18 protein-coding genes are annotated in these 21,904 nt (G+C 39.5%); 4 read left to right on the top strand and 14 right to left on the bottom strand.

Annotation, left to right across the window (positions count from 1 at the left end):
* Positions 1–454 precede the first annotated feature (454 nt).
* Complete coding sequence (locus AC07YT_RS23705; protein WP_010602346.1) at positions 455–577, bottom strand: hypothetical protein; 123 nt, start codon at positions 575–577, stop codon at positions 455–457.
* A 60-nt stretch (positions 578–637) separates the two neighbouring features.
* On the opposite strand from AC07YT_RS23705, the gene AC07YT_RS23700 reads away from it, so the two are divergent.
* Positions 638–1,618: a polysaccharide deacetylase family protein gene (locus AC07YT_RS23700; protein WP_086549154.1), complete on the top strand. Its 981-nt coding sequence runs from the start codon at positions 638–640 to the stop codon at positions 1,616–1,618.
* A gap of 162 nt (positions 1,619–1,780) precedes the next feature.
* On the opposite strand, the gene AC07YT_RS23695 is transcribed toward AC07YT_RS23700, so the two are convergent.
* Both AC07YT_RS23695 and ahcY read right to left on the bottom strand, forming a co-directional pair.
* Entirely contained in the window at positions 1,781–2,122 is a 342-nt protein-coding gene (locus AC07YT_RS23695) for a DUF6370 family protein (RefSeq protein WP_086549153.1), read from the bottom strand.
* 299 nt (positions 2,123–2,421) lie between these two features.
* Positions 2,422–3,738: an adenosylhomocysteinase gene (ahcY, locus tag AC07YT_RS23690; protein ID WP_086549152.1), complete on the bottom strand. Its 1,317-nt coding sequence runs from the start codon at positions 3,736–3,738 to the stop codon at positions 2,422–2,424.
* A 442-nt stretch (positions 3,739–4,180) separates the two neighbouring features.
* On the opposite strand from ahcY, the gene AC07YT_RS23685 reads away from it, so the two are divergent.
* Together AC07YT_RS23685 and AC07YT_RS23680 are read left to right on the top strand one after the other, a co-directional pair.
* A complete protein-coding gene (locus tag AC07YT_RS23685) occupies positions 4,181–4,630 on the top strand; it encodes a hypothetical protein (protein WP_145954305.1) in 450 nt (149 codons plus the stop codon).
* Positions 4,631–4,880: 250 nt separating this feature from the next.
* A complete protein-coding gene (locus tag AC07YT_RS23680) occupies positions 4,881–5,309 on the top strand; it encodes a CBS domain-containing protein (RefSeq protein WP_086549150.1) in 429 nt (142 codons plus the stop codon).
* A 63-nt stretch (positions 5,310–5,372) separates the two neighbouring features.
* Here AC07YT_RS23680 and AC07YT_RS23675 read toward each other — a convergent pair whose 3' ends face one another.
* The 5 genes from AC07YT_RS23675 to AC07YT_RS23655 form a co-directional block, all read right to left on the bottom strand.
* Positions 5,373–5,762, bottom strand: coding sequence for a bactofilin family protein (locus AC07YT_RS23675; RefSeq protein WP_086549149.1), 390 nt, complete (start codon positions 5,760–5,762; stop codon positions 5,373–5,375).
* A 4-nt stretch (positions 5,763–5,766) separates the two neighbouring features.
* Entirely contained in the window at positions 5,767–6,603 is an 837-nt protein-coding gene (locus AC07YT_RS23670; RefSeq protein ID WP_086549148.1) for a M23 family metallopeptidase, read from the bottom strand.
* 320 nt (positions 6,604–6,923) lie between these two features.
* Positions 6,924–8,372: a M28 family peptidase gene (locus tag AC07YT_RS23665; RefSeq protein ID WP_086549147.1), complete on the bottom strand. Its 1,449-nt coding sequence runs from the start codon at positions 8,370–8,372 to the stop codon at positions 6,924–6,926.
* A gap of 495 nt (positions 8,373–8,867) precedes the next feature.
* Positions 8,868–9,923 carry a TerC family protein gene (locus AC07YT_RS23660; RefSeq protein ID WP_086549146.1) on the bottom strand — a complete coding sequence of 352 codons (1,056 nt, stop codon included), beginning with the start codon at positions 9,921–9,923 and terminating at the stop codon, positions 8,868–8,870.
* A complete protein-coding gene (locus AC07YT_RS23655) occupies positions 9,923–10,894 on the bottom strand; it encodes a polyprenyl synthetase family protein (protein WP_057931174.1) in 972 nt (323 codons plus the stop codon). The genes AC07YT_RS23660 and AC07YT_RS23655 overlap by 1 nt, the downstream gene beginning before the upstream one ends.
* A 291-nt stretch (positions 10,895–11,185) precedes the next feature.
* On the opposite strand from AC07YT_RS23655, the gene AC07YT_RS23650 reads away from it, so the two are divergent.
* Positions 11,186–12,178 carry an alpha/beta hydrolase gene (locus tag AC07YT_RS23650; RefSeq protein ID WP_086549145.1) on the top strand — a complete coding sequence of 331 codons (993 nt, stop codon included), beginning with the start codon at positions 11,186–11,188 and terminating at the stop codon, positions 12,176–12,178.
* Between the two features lie 170 nt (positions 12,179–12,348).
* Here AC07YT_RS23650 and AC07YT_RS23645 read toward each other — a convergent pair whose 3' ends face one another.
* From AC07YT_RS23645 to AC07YT_RS23620, 6 genes are all read right to left on the bottom strand, one after another.
* Positions 12,349–13,314, bottom strand: coding sequence for a YpdA family putative bacillithiol disulfide reductase (locus tag AC07YT_RS23645; RefSeq protein WP_086549144.1), 966 nt, complete (start codon positions 13,312–13,314; stop codon positions 12,349–12,351).
* Positions 13,315–13,399: 85 nt separating this feature from the next.
* Positions 13,400–14,812 (bottom strand): MBL fold metallo-hydrolase, encoded by a 1,413-nt coding sequence (locus AC07YT_RS23640; RefSeq protein ID WP_086549143.1) that lies wholly within the window; start codon positions 14,810–14,812, stop codon positions 13,400–13,402.
* Positions 14,813–15,109: 297 nt separating this feature from the next.
* A complete protein-coding gene (locus AC07YT_RS23635) occupies positions 15,110–16,129 on the bottom strand; it encodes an asparaginase (protein WP_086549142.1) in 1,020 nt (339 codons plus the stop codon).
* Positions 16,130–16,369: 240 nt separating this feature from the next.
* The gene (locus AC07YT_RS23630; RefSeq protein ID WP_086549141.1) at positions 16,370–17,137 is read right to left on the bottom strand and encodes a TatD family hydrolase; all 768 of its coding nucleotides are present in this window, start codon (positions 17,135–17,137) and stop codon (positions 16,370–16,372) included.
* Between the two features lie 223 nt (positions 17,138–17,360).
* The gene (gene uvrA / locus AC07YT_RS23625; protein WP_086549140.1) at positions 17,361–20,273 is read right to left on the bottom strand and encodes an excinuclease ABC subunit UvrA; all 2,913 of its coding nucleotides are present in this window, start codon (positions 20,271–20,273) and stop codon (positions 17,361–17,363) included.
* Positions 20,274–20,727: 454 nt separating this feature from the next.
* Positions 20,728–21,774 (bottom strand): ferredoxin--NADP reductase, encoded by a 1,047-nt coding sequence (locus AC07YT_RS23620; RefSeq protein WP_086549139.1) that lies wholly within the window; start codon positions 21,772–21,774, stop codon positions 20,728–20,730.
* Between the last annotated feature and the right edge of the window lie 130 nt (positions 21,775–21,904).

Raw genomic sequence — 21,904 nt, 5'->3', positions numbered from 1 at the left:
CATTAAGAATAGATCAACATAGCTTGCCAAATCCTATTATTATTGAACCACCTTAGTCACCGGAGTGCACCTGAGTTTCAAGCTTTAGAAAATATTTAAAGTAAGGTCCTGGAACAAGTTCAGGATGACGCATATCTTAGAAGATTTAGTTATGGAATTGTTTGTGTGGAATTTCTTAGCGAATATGCTGTTTACGTTTAGGTAATTTTCCTTTTCAACATTAAGGATTTAAGGTCATTAAGAATAGATCAACATAGCTTGCCAAATCCTATTATTATTGAACCACCTTAGTCACCGGAGTGCACCTGAGTTTAAAGCTTTAGAAAATATTTAAAGTAAGGTCCTGAAACAAGTTCAGGATGACGCTTGCCTTAGAAGACTTAATTATGCAATTGGTATATCACTATTGAACTAATGACAAGTGAACAAATGAACTAATGACCAATGAACTAATTTAAGTAACGTTTTTGCCAATAAAGTAGAATACCACAAGCCATATTAATCCTTTAATCAGGAAGAATAAAAACCCAATCAGCCCTACCCGCTTAAACCATAATTTTACTTTTTCTTTGTTCATGGCGATGTTTGTAAAGATAATGGATTTGGCTTAAATTAGAAAGATTTTAAATAAGGAAATATGAAGTTATCTAAATCTTTGCTCCTCACTATTTTTGGTATTTGTTTTTTAAGCATTGAAATTTTTGGACAGAATTTTGATGATGTTAAACGTTACAAAGTAAATTTTGCGGTTGCCACTCATGCTGGCCAAAAACTGATCGGGCTTAGAAGTTTCACCGCAAATAATCAAAAGTATTTACTGTTGGTTGATCCTGAAACTTTAGATACAAAAATCGACTTGGCGAGTAATTACACGACAAGTAGTTTACAGTTTCAGAATGTATTGGCCATTTTTAAAAATACGGCCTACATTAAATCAATCGAAGCCGCAGCAGCTAAAGATTTACAGCTCCAAAATGCAGGGATCGATCATGCCATTCCGAATGAAAAGGGCATAACCTTAACCATCGATCTTTGTCCATCGCATAAAGCTCTCGACAGGATTATTTTTCAATCTGTTTTTGATGAATTTAAAAAGATAGAACAGCCTGCGCCACTCGCAATTTCGGTTTCAGGTAAATGGATGTTAAAACACCAGGATGACCTGAACTGGCTGAAAAGTCTGGTTGCGAAAAAAGAACTGAATATTACCTGGGTAAACCATACCTACAACCACGAGGTGAATAAGTTACCCTTAGCTGAAAACTTTCTATTGGCCTCAGGTACTAATTTAGATGTAGAAGTATTGGAAAACGAGAAACTGATGATCAGAAATGGCCTGACACCTTCTGTATTTTTTCGTTTTCCAGGTTTGGTATCAGATCAGGCTATTTTAGAAAAAATTGAGGCCTATGGATTAATCCCGATTGGAAGCGATGCCTGGCTGGCCAAAGGACAACAGCCAAATGCAGGTAGCATTGTATTGATCCACGGCAACGGAAATGAAGAAATCGGCGTGAAAGATTTTATCCAGTTATTAAAAACCAGGCAGGCAGATGTGAAAAACAAACAATGGCTGCTGTTCGATTTACGACAGGGTTTGGAAAAGGAATTTGAATAACCTGCTTTTTTTAACCTCTTCTTATGATCGTCATTGCGAGAAGGTACGACAGCCTGTCCCGACCTTCCTGGGAAGCAATCTTAAAACGATCGCTTCACGGCTAAATCATTAAGATTGCTTCGTCGGCTGAAAAAGCCTTCTCGCAATGACGGTTTATTTGAACTATTTCTTAACCGGCAACAACTTGATTTCTTTGGCTTTGAAGCGGTTATTCACAATTTCGCCGGTCACTTCTGCTTTACTTATGGCATTGCAAAAGCCATGTTCGCCATGGGCATCGCCAAAATCGTCGATATTTTTCCCATCAACGAAATAAGGTTTACCATCTATTTTCACGGCTAACTCGCAATCTTTACCTTTCATTTTAAACTGGCATTCGCCACAGGCAATATCTACCGTTTGTTTGGTGATTACTTTTGCTGTTGCAGCTTTTTGAGGTGCGGTTTGTGCATGTGCAGAAACTGCAAATACACCAAGAACTAATGCAAATATTAAATTTTTCATCGTATTTTCTTTTTCCAAATGTAAGTTTTAAGCAGCAAAAGAACCACAATCTGCTGTAAAATAAACCTGATAGAAATGGATATACTTTTTGTTGTGCCTTCGACCATGCTTAGGATGACAACAAAAAGATTGGAATGAACAGCAGGGCTGAAAGCTCCGAAGAGCACTGAACTTACGTTTTCAAAAAAACAACTAAGGACACCCTCCGATAAACCGGAGGAAATAAAAAAAGGGATATGCAAATCTGCACATCCCTCTTAAACAATATCGACTCCAGACTCTCGACCGAAGACTCAGGACTAATACCTGTAAGTATCTGCTTTGAACGGACCTTCTACCGGTACACCGATATAATCAGCCTGGTGTTGATCCAAAACATCTAGTTCTACACCGATTTTTTCTAAGTGTAAACGGGCAACTTTTTCATCTAAATGCTTAGGCAAAGTATAAACCTTGTTTTCGTAAGCAGCAGTGTTGGTCCAAAGCTCTAACTGAGCCAAAGTTTGGTTGGTGAATGAGTTACTCATTACAAAACTTGGGTGACCAGTTGCGCAACCTAAGTTAACCAAACGACCTTCAGCTAAGATGATCACATCTTTACCATCAATGGTATATTTATCAACCTGAGGTTTAATTTCTACTTTAGTATCGCCATAAGCACCGTTTAACCAAGCCATATCGATTTCGTTATCGAAGTGACCGATGTTACAAACAATCGCTTTATCTTTTAATGCCCTGAAGTGTTGTTCGCGAACGATATCACAGTTACCAGTCGTGGTTACCACAATATCTGCTTCTTTAATTGCAGTAGCTAATTTTTTCACTTCATAACCTTCCATTGCAGCCTGTAAAGCACAGATTGGATCAATTTCAGTTACAATAACACGTACACCTTGTGAGCTTAATGATTCTGCAGAACCTTTACCCACATCGCCATAACCGCAAACCACAGCCACTTTACCAGCCATCATTACATCAGTTGCACGACGGATCGCATCAACCAATGACTCACGACATCCGTATTTGTTATCAAATTTAGATTTGGTTACCGAATCGTTCACGTTAATTGCAGGTAAGTGCAATGTTCCGTTTTTCATTCTTTCGTACAAACGGTGAACACCAGTAGTGGTTTCTTCTGATAAACCTTTAATGGCTGCAATTAGCTCAGGATATTTATCAAAAACCATGTTGGTTAAATCGCCACCATCATCCAAAATCATGTTTAATGGTTGTTGCTCCGGACCGAAGTGTAAAGTTTGCTCAATACACCAGTCGAATTCTTCTTCATTTAAACCTTTCCAGGCATAAACCTGAATACCAGCAGCAGCAATTGCAGCAGCAGCATGATCCTGAGTAGAAAAAATATTGCAAGATGACCAGGTAACTTCAGCACCCAGTGCAGTTAATGTTTCGATTAATACAGCCGTTTGGATGGTCATGTGCAGACAACCTGCAATACGCGCACCTTTTAACGGTTGTGTTGGACCGAATTCTTTACGTAAACTCATTAAACCTGGCATTTCTGCTTCGGCTAATCCGATTTCTTTACGGCCCCATTCTGCCAGTGAAATGTCCTTAACTTTGTAAGGGATATAAGTTGTCTCTACTGATGACATAATTATTTGTTTTTAAATGTGATGCAAAGTTACCACATCCCTTTGTGAAAGCCAAATAATTAAAAGCACAAGGTGGTTTACGGATTGTAAAATCTATTTACGATTATATTCAAAAATCTTATGGCCAAGCCGGAATACACCTGAAGAGATAGCCCATAATTTGAAAAGCAAAACCAGCAGTACTTAGGTCAGGTTCTGCCCTGCCATACACTATAGCTCCGATGAGGAATCGGAGGCTGACGTTCTTGTCAGGTTTAGGTTACATAAAACTGTGCTCCGTTTGTAGAGCAGAGATCAACCTAAAATAAAACTTTGATTTACAGGCCATTAAGACAAAAGGTAAATTTAAAAAGAAAATACAACAAACCAAGTATCGGAAGAATCGGTAATGAATTCCTAAGTCGGCTTTGAATTAGCCAGTAATTTATGACTAATTTTGGCCGTGAAAAAAACAGTAACGACCCTCTTAATTGCAGTTTCTCTCTTCGGCTGCAAAAAATATCCGTATGAATCAAGTTATGTAACTATAGCTTACGAAGTTCAAGTTGGGTACCTTGATGGACAAAACAACTGGGTACAACCAACATCACTGCCTGAAAATTTCGAAGCTGAAATAAGTTTTACCAAACCAGATGGATCAACTCAAACTGAGAAAATTTCTGGTAGCAATCTTGGTGCTGGGGAACAATTAGATTTCGACAAAAATGGGCCTGTCAAAGATTTAAACCTTACTTGGACCTCTAATTTTGTAGCTTCAAGATTCAGATTTAATTGTGTTATCAGGAGATCTTTCTCAGTTGGTAAAATTACAACAGGACTTCTAGCTTCAGCCAAGAATTCGTCCAACGGTTCTCTGCAGACCACTATAGATGCAAAACCACTTAAAGATTGATAAATATTTATTATTAGTTGGATAAAATGTAATTGAAAAGCAAAACCAGCAGTGCTTAGGTTTGGCTTGGTTCTGCCATACACTATAGCTCCGATAGAATCCCGATGTAAAATCGGGACGGAGGCTGACGTTCTTTTCAGGTTTAGGTTACATAAAACTGTGCTCCGTTTGTAAAGCAGAGATCAACCTAAAATAAAACTTTGATATCCAGCTAATTATTTCTTAAATTGTTATAATCAAATTAACAGTTATGAAAAGCGTAAAACACTTGTTAGATACCAAACAGGTACGAATTATCTCGGTATCAGAAAATATTTCTGTTTTAGATGCCTTAAAAGTAATGACAGAAAAGAACATCAGCGCGGTATTGGTCATGGAAAACGACCGGCTGCATGGCATTTTTACGGAACGCGATTACGCCCGGAAGATTATTCTTCAGGGTAAATCATCAAAAGATACCCTGATTAAAGAAGCCATGACGGCCAGCCCGATCACCATTAATTTAAGCGACAGTATTGATTATTGCATGGAGCTGATGACCGATAAACACATCCGTCATTTACCTGTTGTAGAAAATAACGAAGTAAAAGGAATGGTTTCCATCGGGGATGTGGTGAAGTTTATCATTGCTGATCAGAAACAGACCATTTCGCAGCTGGAAAGCTATATTAGCGGCTAATGCTGATGTTGGTAATATCGCTGTCTAATTTTGGTTGGTGAGACACCAACCAATAGATAGGGCCTAAACTTTTGCCGCAACTTTATCTTCTGTTTTGCTGGATTGGTGCATTTCCAGTTTTCCGTTGTACTGGGCACCCAGCTCAATTTCCAGGGTATCTGTTTTAATGTCGCCATTAACTTTACCTGTCTTTTTTATTTCCAGGTTTTGGGTTTTTACGTTTCCGTTAACGGTACCATAAATAATGGCAGAGCCCGTTTGGATATCGCCTTTAATCATGCCCTTTTCGCCTAAAACAATACCACCTTCCACATTTACGTTTCCAATTACAGTACCATCGATCCTGATTACTGCTTTTCCCTTTAATTCACCGGTAATGGTAAAGCCAAGGCCGATTAGGGTTGAAATTTCTTGCTGGTTTAAGTCTTTAATTTGGTTGTTTTTCTTGAACATGTTCTTACAAGGTTAAAAAGGATCTTGGATTGATAACTTTACCGTTTTTGTGTACTTCATAATGTAAATGAGGCCCGGTTGATCGCCCTGTTGAACCGGCTTTGCCAATGTTATGGCCAGCTATTACATTCTCATCAACCTTTACCAAAATTTTAGAGAGGTGGCCGTAATAGGTTTCGAAGCCATTGCCGTGTTTAATCACAATGCAATTGCCATAACCGCCCCTTCGGCCGGCAAAAATCACTTTACCATTTGCTGTACTTTTTACAATGTCGCCATAATTAGCCCTAATATCTAGCCCTTTGTGTGTCTCCACATTTTCGCCACTGAAAGGATTTTCACGGTGACCATATCCTGAGGTGATTGTACCTAAATGCGGGTAACCCATTGGGGTATAAGCTATGTTATAGGCAATTTTACTTAGGTAGTTATCGTAAAACTCACCAATTTCTTCAGCCGATAAGATCTCATCACTTTCTTCTCCACCTTCGTTGCCTGTTAAAATTGGCTTTAGTCCTCTTGCCTTTAAGTATTTGTTAATGGTCAGCAGTTTTTTATCGATTGATTGATAATGCTTTTTTAGCGAAGAAGTATCGATAACCGATAATTTGTCTTTACTTTTTAAAAGTGCCATTTCGAGTTTACCCTTGGCGAGTTCGATGCTGGAATTACTTCGGACGAGGTAAAATATACTCGCAATGAGGATTAAAAACAGACCAAGAATACCTAGAATATACTTTTTCCAGTGTACGACATAAGCTGTTGGAACTTGGATGGGTTTGCTTGAACTTTGATTTTTATTTACAAAAATTACGGTTGTTTTGTTCCGTTTTCTGTTCATTTTTACTCTGATTTTTTGTTTGGGACTAAAACAAATATATGACTAACAACCACATAGTCAAAAACTAAGTCCCGTTTTAACACTTTCAGGAATAAAAATAATAACGCTTTAACATTGAATTAAGCTTCACCATGTGGCTTATATGAGTTTAAATACGGGTATGTAACATTTAAGTGGCTTACATTGTAAACTATTTAGCAAGGGTTAAAACGAGTGCTACACAAAGAAAGATTTTCCACTACGATCGAAATGACATATGATCTTGCGCGAATTAATTATTATATCTGTGCAAACCCAATAGCTGTGTAATCAACTAACGGTTATTTCCACCTCCACTCGCCGGCAATACTCAAGGGCTCCTTTAGGTTCTGCGATTCCAAGAAAGTTCTTAATTCTTCTTCGCCCTGAACACCTACAGGAATTTTCGGGGTATTGGCTAAAGCATAAGTTAACATGGCGCTGTAACGAACGGTATTTTTAAGTTCCTGCTCATCTACCAGTTTAAAGCTATCACCGTCTGAGTGATAAAAAGGTCCGGAATTATTCGGCAGTTTACCACCAAAACCGCCACCAGTAGGGATACCTTCTAACATAAATGGCTGGTGATCGCTGTGTAAACCTGCACCTGCATTAAACATATTTTTGAAACCGGTATCTATTTTCACAATATCAGCACCCCAGGCAGAAAACAGTTCTTTCATTTCTGCTCTCGAGGTAGAAAAACCTTTAGGATCGTTGGTCATGTCGTAGTTCAACATAAACTTCACCTGGTTTAAGGTTTTGTCTTTTTTAGCCTGATCGATATAAGCTTTAGAACCTAACAAACCTTGCTCTTCGCCCATAAACAATACAAATTCTACCGTACGTTTGGTTTTTAAATTCAGCTTTTTAAAAGTACGTGCCATGTCCATAATGGCAAAAGAACCTATTCCATTGTCGATTGCGCCTGTTGATAAATCCCAGCTATCTAAATGTCCGCCCACTACAATTTTATCTTTAGGTAATTCAGTCCCTTTAAAAGTAGCCACTACGTTTCTGGCTTTGATCAAACCAGAGAAATTGGTCATAGCAATGTGCGCGATCTGTGGCTGCGATTTAATTTTTTCTCTCAAAGCCATACCATCTTCCAGTCCAATACAAATAGCTGGTATGGAGATTAATTTACCAGTTACCGAAGCGGTTCCGGTTAAAAGTACGCCACCTTTTACGGTATTGATGATGATGACACCAATTGCACCATATTTTGTGGCTATAGCCGTTTTTTCTGATCGGTGCAATGACTTGGTTCCGGCTGGAGAGCCTGGCAACACCCCTAAATAAATCAGGGCGATTTTACCTTTAAACTTCTCCGGACTGGCCTGATAATCTGCTTCCAGTCCATTACCCGCGTCTACAATGTCACCTGTAACATCTGCACTCACCGGCGAATGTGCCAGCGTAACGGCTTTCATTTTAGTCAGGCTGTTTTTATCTTGACCAATTTCTACACTGATGGTTTTCCTTGCCCAGCTTTCCACTTCAAACGGTTGGAATTTCACTTCACAACCATAAGATTTTAATAAATCAAAAGCATATTGCTCTGCCTTTGCGCCGTTTGCAGAACCTGTTAAACGATGACCGATGGTTTCGGTTTCATATTTAAGTGTTTGATAAGCTTTTGAGTTTTGCTGAACATCAGTATTAATTTTGGCAAAAACATCACCGAATTTATCCTGGGCATTTGCAAATAAAGCGGTACAAAGAAGCGCTGCAGAGAAAAGGTATTTCATTAAGAATAATAGTTTATCTGCTGAAAGTACAAATTTTAGCATGAGATTGCTAGCTGTAACGTATATTTTGCTTTTGGGTAATATCAGAAAAGTATATTTTTATCCCAAGAAAAAGAATTAACAGTCTTTTCCCCATCCACAACCATGCCTCGGCTCACCGCCGCCGACGGGCTCTTTCTTTTCCCTTGATAGAAAAGAAACAAAAGATCAAGGCTTGCATCCTTTCTTGTTAAAAACTACAAAAATCTCAATTGCGACAGTCTATAGGCTCTTTCCTAACCTCGTTGCCATCACACTCGCTTAAACACTGCCTTGGCCTGTGGAAGTATTAGTGAAACTGCAAAGATTTTTGTGCTTTTTCCTACGAAAATCTGCCAGGCCACACAGCAAAGTACAGTTACCTCACCTAATGATTTGCACCATAAAAAGCTTGAATGCACTAAGGTGACTTAGGTGGTCAAAATATTTTAGCAGTAAATACCTTTGATGATAGCCTTAAGGCTTTACATGCACTTTTTTCTTTGGGAAGGCCAGCGAAGCCACAATACTAATCACCAGGATACTCAGAATCACGATTAAGGAATGTTCAGTAGTGAAACCCCATTTCTCCAGATAGGTATGCCCCAACATTTTCACCCCGATAAATGCCAATAATACCGCTAATCCGGTTTTTAAATAGTGGAATTTATGGATGATATTAACCAACAGGAAGAACATAGAACGTAAACCCATGATGGCAAAAATGTTAGAAAAGAATACGATGTAAGGATCTTTTGTTACCGCAAAAATAGCGGGAATAGAATCAACCGCGAATAACAGATCGGTAAATTCAACAATCAGCAGCACCAAAAACAATGGCGTAACCAGTGTTTTATGGTTGATTTTTACAAAGAACTTTTTCCCCTCGTACTTAGGGTGGATAGAAAATATTTTCGAAGCCCATTTAACCACGGGATGATTTTCGGGATCAATCTTGTCATCTTCATCTTTACTGAAGAACATTTTTACGCCCGTAAAAACAAGGAAAGCACCAAACAAATATAGTATCCAGGCAAATTTTGCAATCAGTGCTGCGCCGACAAAAATGAAGATGAAACGCATGATAATGGCACCCAAAATGCCCCAGAACAATACGCGGTGATAATATTTTTCTTCAACGGCAAAGGCAGAAAAAACGAGTACAATTACGAAGATATTATCTACTGAAAGTGCATACTCAATTACATAACCCGTCAAAAATTCTAAGCCGAGGTTTTGTCTATAAATCGCTAAACTGCCTTCAAAATCATCAGGAATTAGCTTAATATGATGCTGATGGTTAATTACAATTTCCCTGAGGTGTGCAAAATCTTTTATTCCATGGAGCTGATGCCCTTCTGTTAATAAGATAAAGTAAAAACCGATGGCCAAAGCCACCATGATTAAACTCATAATGCCGGCTTGTTTTAAGCTCACTACATGCTCTTTCCTGCTAAAAAGACCAAGGTCTAAAGCCAGGATAAGCGCAATAAAAAGAAGAAAACCTAAGCTAAAAAGTAATTCGTTACCCATTATTTTTTACGTTCAGTGGTGTACAGTACAAGTTGTTCTAAACCAGTTCGTGCTTCGCCTGCCTCAAAACTATGCAAAATATCAAATGCTTCTTTCTGGTATTCCAGCATTTTCTGGTTGGCATAATACACACCTTCGTGGGCATTTACGAAATCGATGATCTGCTGAATTTTAACCGGATCGTCCTGGTGGTTTTTCACCAGGTTGATTATTTTTTTACGTTCCGTTTTTTCGGCTTTATTCAGTGCATAAATTAAAGGCAGCGTTACTTTCTTCTCTTTAATATCAATTCCCAAAGGTTTACCTACATCATCCGTTCCGAAATCGAAGGTATCGTCTTTAATCTGAAAGGCAATTCCTACTTTTTCTCCAAACAGACGCATTTTTTCTATTGTTTCATCATCCGCACCTGCCGAAGCAGCACCCGCAGCACAACAGGAAGCAATTAAAGAAGCCGTTTTCTGCCGGATCACATCAAAATATAAATCTTCCGAAATATCCATCCTCCGCACCTTTTCTACCTGCAGCAATTCGCCTTCACTCATCTGTTTCACCGCTTCCGATACAATTTGTAACAAACGGTGCTCGTTATTGTTTACCGAAAGCAACAATCCCTTAGCCAGCAGGTAATCGCCAACCAAAACGGCAATCTTGTTTTTCCATAAAGCATTAATAGAGAAAAAACCACGGCGTTCGTAAGCATTATCTACCACATCATCATGCACTAAAGTAGCCGTATGTAAAAGCTCTACCAAAGCAGCTCCGCGATGGGTTGATTCTGTAATTCCACCGCATAGTTTAGCCGCAAAAAACACGAACATTGGTCGCATTTGTTTGCCCTTTTGCTTTACAATATAATGGGTAATCCTATCCAGCAACGGTGCGTCGCTATGCATAGATTCTTTAAAGGTTTTTTCAAACGCTTTAATATCAGCAGCAATAGGTGTTTTTATCTGTTCGATTCCCGGCATTAAGTCGAAAAATTTTGATTGCAAACTTAAGCTAATTTCCCATAAAAAGGTAATGTGTAGTCGTATTATTCAGCATTTGAAAAGCAATAGCCGTAATCCTGATCATCTTTCGTCCTGCTATTGTCCATAGTCCTCGCCCTCATGCTTCGGGCTGTGGGCTATTTGGCGCTATCAGGTTTAATTACGAAGGGTATTGCGGACAAAACCTTTCCGCACGATAATTAATTCCTCAAAAATATTAGCTTTATTTAATTTCAAATTTTACATTTAAACCAACATTCGGTGCCGCATATGAAAAAACGCTACAAAGTACTTATTGGCCTTTCGGCATTAATTGTTGCAGGCTATTTAATGGGACCAAAACCCAAAAAACCGGTTTATAACAAAGAACTTAGCCAGGTTCCCGATCTGGAAGATTTAGACCGTTATGTGGCCAGTATCGAATCGATGCACAAAATCAAACCAGGCAATGAAGCCGAAATCATCTGGGCCGATAGTCTTCATCAGCAAACCGAATATGCCATTGTTTACCTTCATGGTTTCTCCGCATCAAAAACAGAAGGCAATCCGGTCCATTTAAATTTAGCTAAAGAATTAAATGCGAATTTATACCTGGCCCGGCTGGCCGACCACGGCATTGATACGCTTGCGCCTATGCAATATTTTACCGCCGATCGCCTTTGGGAAACCAGTAAACAGGCTTATGCCATTGGCAAAAAACTGGGCAAAAAAGTAATCCTGGTGGGTACTTCTACCGGCGGAACGGTAGCCTTAAAATTAGCGGCAACCTATCCGGAGATTAACAGTTTAATCTTGTTATCGCCAAATGTAGCGATTAACGATAAAAATGCCTGGCTCCTGAACAATCCCTGGGGTTTACAGATTGCCAGAAAAGTTGTTGGTGGCGATGAACGTAAAGTAGACGACCGCACTGACGAGTATAAAAAATACTGGTACACCAATTATCGCCTCGAATCGTTAGTAGAGCTGGAAGAATTTATCGAGAGCAGTATGGTAAAAGCAACTTTCCAAAAGGTAAAACAGCCAGTATTAATGCTCTATTACTATAAAAATGAACTCGAACAAGATCCTGTAGTGCGTGTAGATGCCATGCTGAAAATGTTTGATGAACTCGGTACGCCGAATAATTTAAAAAGAAAACAAGCCATACCAAATGCAGGAAACCATGTAATGGGATCGTATATTACTTCGAAGGATTTACCAGGTGTAGAAAAGGCTATTGAAGGTTTTGTGGGGAGTACGCTGAAAGTGCCAGTACATTGATTATAATTATGATTTCCAAAGAGGGGTCGTCACCCTGAATTTATTTCAGGGCCTGTATAACTGGAAAGATGCTGAAACAAGTTCAGCATGACGATCGGGGTAGAAATATAGCTTAAGAGACTTCCGAAGTTTTTCCATCGCTAATCCTCTGGCTAAACTTCGTAAGAAATTTAACCCAAAATATTCTTCACGATCATTTGGGCGTGAACTCTTGAGTTTTCGATAAAAAGTTTGTGCGTATCCAATCCACCACAAACTACACCAGCCAGATACAAACCTTTTACATTGGTTTCCATGGTTTCTTCGTTATAAGCCGGGCAAAGTGTTTCGGGCAATTCGACACCAAACTTTCTTAGCATACTAAAATCTGGCTGATAACCCGTCATGGCAATTACGAAATCGTTTGGAATGGTTTTTATCCCTTCTGGTGTTTTGATGTCTACTTCTCCCGCTCTTATTTCAACCAGTTCAGAATTGAAAAGTGCTTTAACTTCTCCTTCTTTAATCCTGTTCTGGATATCCGGCCGAACCCAATATTTAACATGAGGGCCCAGATCGCCACTGCGAACCACCATCGTTACGTTTGCACCTTTTCGGTAGGTTTCTAAAGCCGCATCTACCCCTGAATTATTGGCGCCAACTACTACAACATTCTGGAAGGCGTATAAATGTGGATCTTTATAATAATGCGTCACTTTTGGCATATCCTCTCCCGGAACATTCATCAACAAAGGAACATCATAAAAACCGGTCGCCACAATTACATTATTGGCCGTATAATCCGTTTTTGAAGTCTTGATTTCGAAAACATCGCTATCGTTTTTAACCACCTGCTTTACACTTTCGAAAAGATGGATGTTTAAATCAAACTTTTCAGCCACACGGCGATAATATTCAACCGCTTCATTTCTGTTAGGTTTCGGACTAATGGTTACGAAAGGCACGCCTCCAATTTCTAATTTTTGAGAAGTAGAAAAGAAGGTCATAAATACAGGATAGTTGAACAAGCTGTTCACCAAAGCACCTTTCTCTACAATTACATAACTTAAGTTTGCCTTTTGAGCTTCAATAGCGCACGCCATACCTATTGGGCCGGCACCGATAATTAATACGTCGTAATGATTTTGATTTGCCAAATGGTTATATCTTAGGTTGTCATTCTGAGCCTGTCGAAGAACCTTGATGGCATTTCGACAAGCTCAATGTGACAATTGCTTGTTATTAAATTTTCATTGCTTTACTCGGGCATGCAAAATCGGTTCTTTTTAAACCGGTATTTTTAATTGCACCATAACCGCCAGCAATATCAATCACATTTTCTACGCCACGCGATTTTAAAATAGATGCGGCAATCATCGAGCGGTAACCACCTGCACAGTGAATGTAATAAGTAGCTTTCGGATTGATTTCGCCAGTCCAGTCGTTTATAAAATCTAACGGGCGGCTCAGCGTAAATTCCAGATGCTCTGATTCATATTCACCCGGTTTACGCACATCCAGTGCCGTAATTTCTCCGTTAAGACTGGCTGCTTCAAATGCCGCTGCAGAGATGGATTGAATGGTATCGATTTCCTTACCGGCATCTGTCCATCTTTCGAAACCACCATCTAAATAACCAATGGTACTGTCGTAACCTACGCGGGTTAAACGGGTAATGGTTTCTTCTTCCTTACCCTGATCAGTAATCAATAAAATTGGTTGCTGTAAATCGGTAATTAAAGCACCAACCCAAGGTGCAAACTGTCCATTAAGACCAATATTAATCGAATTTGGAATAAATCCCTTAGCAAAAACCTGCGGATCGCGGGTATCCAGCATGATGGCACCGGTTTGGTTTGCGGTATCTTCAAATTGCTGAGGTGTTAAAGCATTTAAACCTTTTTCATAAACCTCATCAATACTTTCTACACCACCTTTATTAATGGCTGCATTTTTGGCGAAATATTGCGGTGGCGGCATAATGCCATCCGTTACTTCTGCAATAAACTGCTCTTTGGTTGTCGCTTTTAAAGCGTAATTTACTTCTTTCTGATGCCCTAAAGTATCGAAAGTTTCTTTACTCATGCTTTTACCACAGGCAGAACCTGCGCCGTGCGCCGGGTAAACAATTACATCATCCGCTAAAGGTTTTATTTTCTCATTCAACGAATCGTAAAGCATTCCTGCCAGATCTTCCATCGTTAAATGGCCTTTCTGTGCTAAATCCGGGCGACCAACATCACCAATAAATAAGGTATCGCCACTAAAAATACAGTGATCTTTTCCATTTTCATCGGTTAACAGATAAGTGGTCGATTCTAAAGTATGTCCGGGGGTGTGTAATGCAGTTATAGTTAGTTTACCGATTTTAAACTGCTCGCCATCTTTGGCCATGTGCGATTTAAATTCTGTTTTAGCCGTTGGGCCATAGATAATTTCGGCACCAGATTTCTCTGCGAGATCTACGTGGCCAGAAACAAAATCGGCATGAAAATGCGTTTCGAAAATATACTTTATGGTTGCTCCTGCTTTTTCGGCCTTCCTTAAATAAGTACCAACCTCTCTTAGCGGATCAATAATTGCAGCCTCGCCATCACTTTCGATGTAATAAGCGGCTTCTGCCAGGCAACCTGTATATATTTGTTCTATTTTCATGTTTAATAAGTATCGAGTTGTTAAGGATCAGGTATCAAGACATCACCTTTCGCCTTAAACCCTACACCTTATACCTCTTTGCTAGCAAAAATAAGGCTAAATACTTATAACCGAAATGATGTTGGTCATAATTGCAGAAGTTTTACTTATGGTAATACAAAACGGCTAACTACAAATAGCCAACTGCAATTGATTTGGGCGTTTTTTTGTTGGTCGGGATTTGCAATTCCGACCTTATTAGCGTAAAGGATTGCAAATCCTTAATTCTATTGACGGGATTATAAATCCCGACTAGCGCTAATCTTTAGTCAGCTCTCCACGCAACGATTCTTCCATTAATTTACGGCTTTCTTCTATGGATAAACCTAAGCCCATAACGAACATTAATTTGGTTACCGTAGCTTCGAAAGTTAAATCATAACCACTTAAAATGCCCATTTTCAATAGTTCTCTACTGGTTTCGTAGCGGCCTAGCTGAACCGAACCTTTTTTACATTGAGAAATGTCGATAATGATCTTCCCATTCAAAATGGCCTGACGCAGACTATCTAAAAACCATTGCGCCGTTGTGGTATTGCCAGAGCCAAAAGTTTCTAAAATAATGGCATCTACTTTCGAATCGGTTATCGCCTGAACGGCTTGTGGCGTTATGCCAGGATATAATTTCAGCACGCCGATATTTGAATTAAAATTGGTGTGCAATTTCAATTCCCCTTCTGTAGCTTTTAGGATATAGTTTCGATGAAATTGCAAGTGAACGCCTGCTTCGGCAAGTATCGGGTAATTTGGCGAGCGGAAAGCCTCGAACTTTTCGCTGTTGTATTTGATAGAGCGGTTACCCCTGAATAATTGTGCATCAAAATAAATGCAGACTTCCGGAAAAAGGGCTTTTCCATCTTCTTTGGTGGCTGCAATTTCTAAAGCAGTAATTAAGTTCTCTTTAGCGTCTGTTCTGATTTCGCCAATTGGAAGCTGAGATCCGGTTAACACCACAGGTTTAGCCAGATTTTCGAGCATAAAGCTCAATGCCGAAGCCGTAAAAGCCATGGTATCAGATCCGTGGAGGATCACGAAACCATCGTACGCATCATATTTGTGATAAACAAGTTCAGCTAAGGTTTTCCATATTTCAGGATCCATGTTTGACGAATCCAATACCGGATTGAAGGAATGCACATCTAAATCGTAATCTAAACGGCTTAACTCAGGGACGTTTTCTTTTATCTGCTGAAAATCAAATGGAATTAACATCCCATTTGTAGGATCGTTAACCATACCGATGGTTCCACCGGTATAAATTATAAGTATTTTGGTCATTTGGTTGGTGAAGGTTGCTCACCACAAAGAAACTAAAAAATTACAAATGGCGAGTCTGTATTTTTAATTTAGCAACAAAAAAGCCAAAAATCGTTAATATATTGCCAATATAATAAATTTTAAGCCATCATTTTGCAATACAAGAAATTCGATATAGTTGTTATCCTGAACTTGTTTCAAAATCTGGCTATAAAGATGCTGAACTAAATTCAGCATGATGGCCAGGTAATAAACTAATGCTTAAACTCCGAAAATTTTCTTCGAGTTCTCAGTAGTTACATCTGCGATTTCTTCCATAGAAACGCCGTAAATATCGGCCAGTTTTTGGGCAACATAAATCAAATAACTACTCTCATTGGGTTTACCACGGAAAGGAACCGGAGCCAGATAAGGCGAATCTGTTTCTAAAACCAGGTTAGTCAAAGGAATTTCGGATAATACCAGGTCCAATCCGGCTTTTTTATAAGTAACCACGCCACCAATACCTAAATAGAAATTTAAATCGATGGCCTGCTTTGCCTGTGCTAAATTGCCGGTAAAACAATGGAATATCCCACGTAGTTTTTCATCCCTTTCACTTTCCAACAATTCGAAAACCTCATCAAAAGCTTCGCGGCAATGGATCACAATCGGCAAACCTAAATCTTTTGCCCAGCCAATCTGTTTGCGAAAAGCATCTTGCTGAATCGCCAAAGTAGTTTTATCCCAGTATAAATCGATGCCAATTTCGCCAATGGCATAAATTTTACGCCCGGAAATACTGTTGTAAATTTCGTCTAATTGGCTGAGGTAATCTTCTTTCACATCACAAGGGTGCAAACCAGCCATGGCAAAACAGTTTGCCGGATATTTCGCGACCAGGTCATCAATCATGGCAATCGATTTCACATCAACATTGGGCAAAAACAAACGGTTAACGTCGTTCTCAAAACAGCGCTCCATCAATTGCTTCTGTTTTTCCGCATCTTGCTCGTAATATAAATGGGTATGGGTATCGGTGAAAATCATGTGTATAATGTAAAATGGGTAATGTAAGATGGAAGATGTAATGATTAGTTAAATTAATACGCTCGTCATGCTGAGCTTGTCGAAACACTTAACACAAATTTAATCAGGTCCTTCGACAGGCTCAGGATGACAAAACCATTCAATTGAAATAGCCTCTGAAATAAGTTCAGGATGACGATCGTTAAAACCTGTTACCTTGATCATTCTGACCTCCAAACTCGGATTATTTCTTCTTCCTGGACGCTTTGACTTCGGACTTCGGACTACTGACTCCGGACTCTTCAAACCCCTTCTCCCAATCCATTTCCTTTTTCAAAAACTTTCCGGTTAAGCTGATCGGATTCTGGATTAAACCCTCCGGTGTACCTTCGAATAAAATCCTTCCGCCACCAGCACCACCTTCTTCACCTAAATCGATTACCCAATCGGCTACTTTCACCACATCTAAGTTATGTTCGATTACCAAAATGGTATTTCCTTTATCAACCAGTTCTTGTAACACGCCCAAAAGCACATTAATATCTTCGAAGTGAAGTCCGGTTGTAGGTTCATCTAATATGTAGAAGGTTTTTCCGGTATCTTTTTTAGAAAGTTCGGTAGCCAGTTTAACACGCTGTGCCTCTCCTCCTGATAAGGTAACCGACGATTGCCCCAAAGTAATGTAACCTAAACCAACATCTTTCAATGTTTTAATCTTCCTGTAGATGATGGGGATATTTTCGAAGAAATTACAGGCATCTTCGATACTCATGTCCAGCACATCACTAATCGATTTTCCGCGGAAACGAACTTCTAAAGTTTCCCTGTTATATCTTTTCCCTCCACATTCTTCGCAAGGCACCTGCACATCAGGTAAGAAATTCATTTCGATTACCTTTAAACCTGCACCCTGACAGGTTTCGCAGCGACCACCCTTTACGTTAAAAGAGAAACGACCCGGCTTGTAACCACGGATTTTTGCCTCAGGCAACTGCACGAACAGATTTCTGATGTCAGAAAACACTCCCGTATAAGTAGAAGGATTTGAGCGTGGCGTTCTGCCGATAGGTGCCTGATCAATTTCAATTACCTTATCAATTTCTTTTAACCCATTAATTTTCTCGTAAGGCAAAGGTTGTTTTTTCGCCCTGAAGAAATGATGATTTAAAATAGGATACAAAGTTTCGGTAATCAAACTGGATTTACCACTACCCGAAACACCTGTTACGGCAATAAATTTACCCAAAGGAAAATCTACCGAAACCTCTTTTAAGTTATGACCGGTTGCTTTAACAATCGAAAGTTTATGTCCATTGCCTTTTCTACGGGTTTTTGGTGTTTCAATTTTCTTTCTGCCGTTGAGGTAATCGGCAGTTAAGGTTTTCGATTTTAAAATATGTGCTGCAGTCCCTTCTGCCACTACTGTTCCGCCATGAATACCTGCTCCCGGGCCGACATCAATTACCCAATCGGCTTCCAAAATCATATCCTTATCGTGCTCTACCACCAAAACGGTGTTTCCAAGATCACGAAGATTTTTAAGTGCATTAATCAAACGTTCGTTATCACGCTGGTGCAAACCGATACTTGGCTCGTCGAGGATGTACATGACGTTCATCAACTGCGAGCCGATCTGTGTAGCCAAACGGATTCGTTGCGCCTCGCCACCAGAAAGTGTACGCGCTGTACGATCTAAAGTTAAATAAGTTAAACCCACATCAGTTAAAAACCCGATCCTGGCTTTAATTTCCTTTAAAATTTCCTTTGCAATAATATTCTGGCGATCGGTAAGGCGTTCGTCTACTTTTTCAAACCAGCTATGCAGGTTAAAAATGTCCATTGATGACAGTTCGAAAATATTCTTACCATCCACCTTGAAATGCAGACTTTCTTTTTTCAGCCTGGCGCCATTACACTCCGGACAGGTTTTCAGTTTACGGAAAGTCTCCATATCGTCAACCGCAGCCTCGCCCCTTTTTTCGTTCTGCTCTTCGAGCATCTTAATAATACCATCAAAAGTGATATTATAATTCTGAACGTTCCATTTATTATACTCAACAGCCACATTAATCAGGTCATGTGTACCATTTAAGATAATATTGATCACTTCATCGCCCAGTTTTTCGATCGGGGTAGAAAGCGAGAAATTATATTTTTTAGCCAGGGCCTTTAACACCTGGAACATCCAGATGTCTCTATATTCGCCCAGTGGCGCTAAACCACCATTTAAAATACTCAGTTTGGGGTTCGGAATCACCGATTCTTTATCCACCACGAAGATATAACCTAAACCATCGCAACGCTCGCAGGCCCCATATGGCGAGTTGAATGAAAAACTGTTCGGCTGAGGCTCATCGTAAGAAATACCCGTAGTTGGGCACATTAAAAACTTACTGAAATGCGCAACGTTATTATCCTTGTCGCTAATTTTGATTACGCCTTTACCCATCTTCATCGCAATCTGCAATGAATCGAGCAAGCGTTTTTTATCCTTAACATCAATAATCAGGCGGTCAATCACCACTTCGATATCGTGGATTTTATAACGATCTACCTGCATTTTAGCGGTAATATCTTTTATTTCACCATCTATGCGAACCTTTACATAACCTTGCTTACGAATCTGCTCAAAAAGTTCGCGGTAATGCCCCTTTCTGCCTTTTACAACAGGTGCAAGGATATTCACAGCTACCCCATCAAATTTATTAAAGATATTCTGCAGAATCTGATCTTCGCTCATGCGCTCCATCTTTTCGCCGGTATTGTACGAATAGGCATCGGCAACACGTGCATAAAGCAAGCGCATAAAATCGTAAATCTCGGTGATGGTACCTACGGTAGAGCGCGGATTTTTGCTAGTGGTTTTTTGCTCAATGGCAATAACCGGACTCAGTCCCGAAACCTTATCTACATCAGGACGCTCCATCCCGCCCATAAACTGACGGCTGTAAGCGCTAAATGTTTCCATATAACGGCGCTGTCCTTCTGCATAAATGGTATCAAAAGCCAATGAAGATTTACCGCTACCACTTAACCCTGTTATAACAACAAGTTGGTTGCGCGGAAAACTGACATCTATATTCTTTAAATTATGTACCCTCGCGCCATATACTTCTACATCTTTTTGCTCACCGAGGTCGACAGATTTATTGCTCATATTTTATTAAAAGTTGGAGGCAAAATTGAGCCTTTAAAAAGACAAAATTTCAATCCGCAAAAATGCTAAAAATTTTATCAAAATGAAAGTCAAAACCAATCTTGATTAAGGATTAATTGTCATAATCTCAACTTCTATTTCTAAGAAAATCAGAGGTAAAGAGAAGAAACAAATTAAAAGCGTAAAAAAAATTTTCACCCTACCTCACAAACGCTTAAAATGATGCAATGGTTTTATATTTTGAAGAAAAACCGCCAGCAGCCAATATCCAGCGCTAGCTTATATAAGTGATAACGTAGATAAATTTTATCCCTGATTTTTTAAGGCCATTGTTTAAAGCGGAATCTAACCAACATATTAAAAAGTCTCTCGTCTCTGTTTTCTCTCCACTCGAGATGACGATGCCACTGTGAGCACCAGGCTAACCAATGCACTGGTGAACAAATGAACTAATCTACCACGCTATCGTTGTTCCATTCTCCGTTGGATGCCCGGTACAAACCAAAACCCTGCCTCTTTCCAACTCATCATCAGTAAGTACTTCATTATAATCCATTCTTACGCCACCTTTGGTACAGTTGGCTACACAGGTACTACACACTCCTCCACGACAGCTATAGGGAAGTTTGATTTTATTTTCGAGCGCAACATCCAAAATCCTTTTTGGCCAGGGCACATCGAGGTGATAAATTTCTCCTTTAAAATTTAAAACGACCGAATAGGTATTTTTATCTACCACCTTTTCTGCAGAGCCATCATCCTCATCCACCTCATCTTCCGGCAGCACAAAGGTTTCTCTCTTAATCTGTTTGATATCGAAACCCACACCCAGCAAAGTAATCCGGCATAAATCCATGTAAATAATTGGTCCACAACTATAAAACAGCGCATCATTCCGATCAAAATGTAAATGTTCTTTGAGTAATTTTTCGATATAGAATTTGTTCAGTCTGGCCGTCATTAGATTTTTGCTATTGCTAAACACCCATACAATCTTTAACCTTTCAGGATATTTTTTTTGCCATTCGCTCAGTTCATCATAAAACAATGCATCCTCCATCGACCGATTGCTATAAACCAGTGTAACCAGCGATTTTTTCTCACGCACTAAAGCCGTTTTCAAAATCGAGAATAATGGCGTGATTCCCACCCCCGCCGCGAACAGAAAAAGATCTCTTTCTAAGTTTTCATCTGGCAAATAGCTGAACATCCCTTGTGGTTCCTGCGCCAAAAGAATATCATTTACCGAAGTTTTATGGTGGAGAAACCTGGAAATCTCTCCATTCTCTACGCGTTTCACGGTAATCGATAATGGCTCATCCACATCAGGCGAGCTGTTAAAAGAATATGATCGCCTTATTTCCTTATGTTTTCCCTGAAAAATCAATGAAATAAACTGACCCGCCAGATACTTCGGATATGGTTCATCCACCTCCTCAAATTGAAAGGTAATGTTATCGCCAGGTTGATTGATGATTTTATTGATGCGCAGTTTGAACATAATACAAAGAAAGGAAATTGATTTATTAGTTCAATCGTTCATTGGTCATTGGTTAGTATGATTTAGGGTTTAGGATTTAGGGTTTAGGGTTTAGGGTTTAGGGTTTAGGGTTTAGGGTTTAGGGTTTAGG

This window comes from Pedobacter sp. GW460-11-11-14-TSB4 (assembly GCF_059423705.1).
This window is presented reverse-complemented; position numbering and strand designations above follow the sequence as displayed.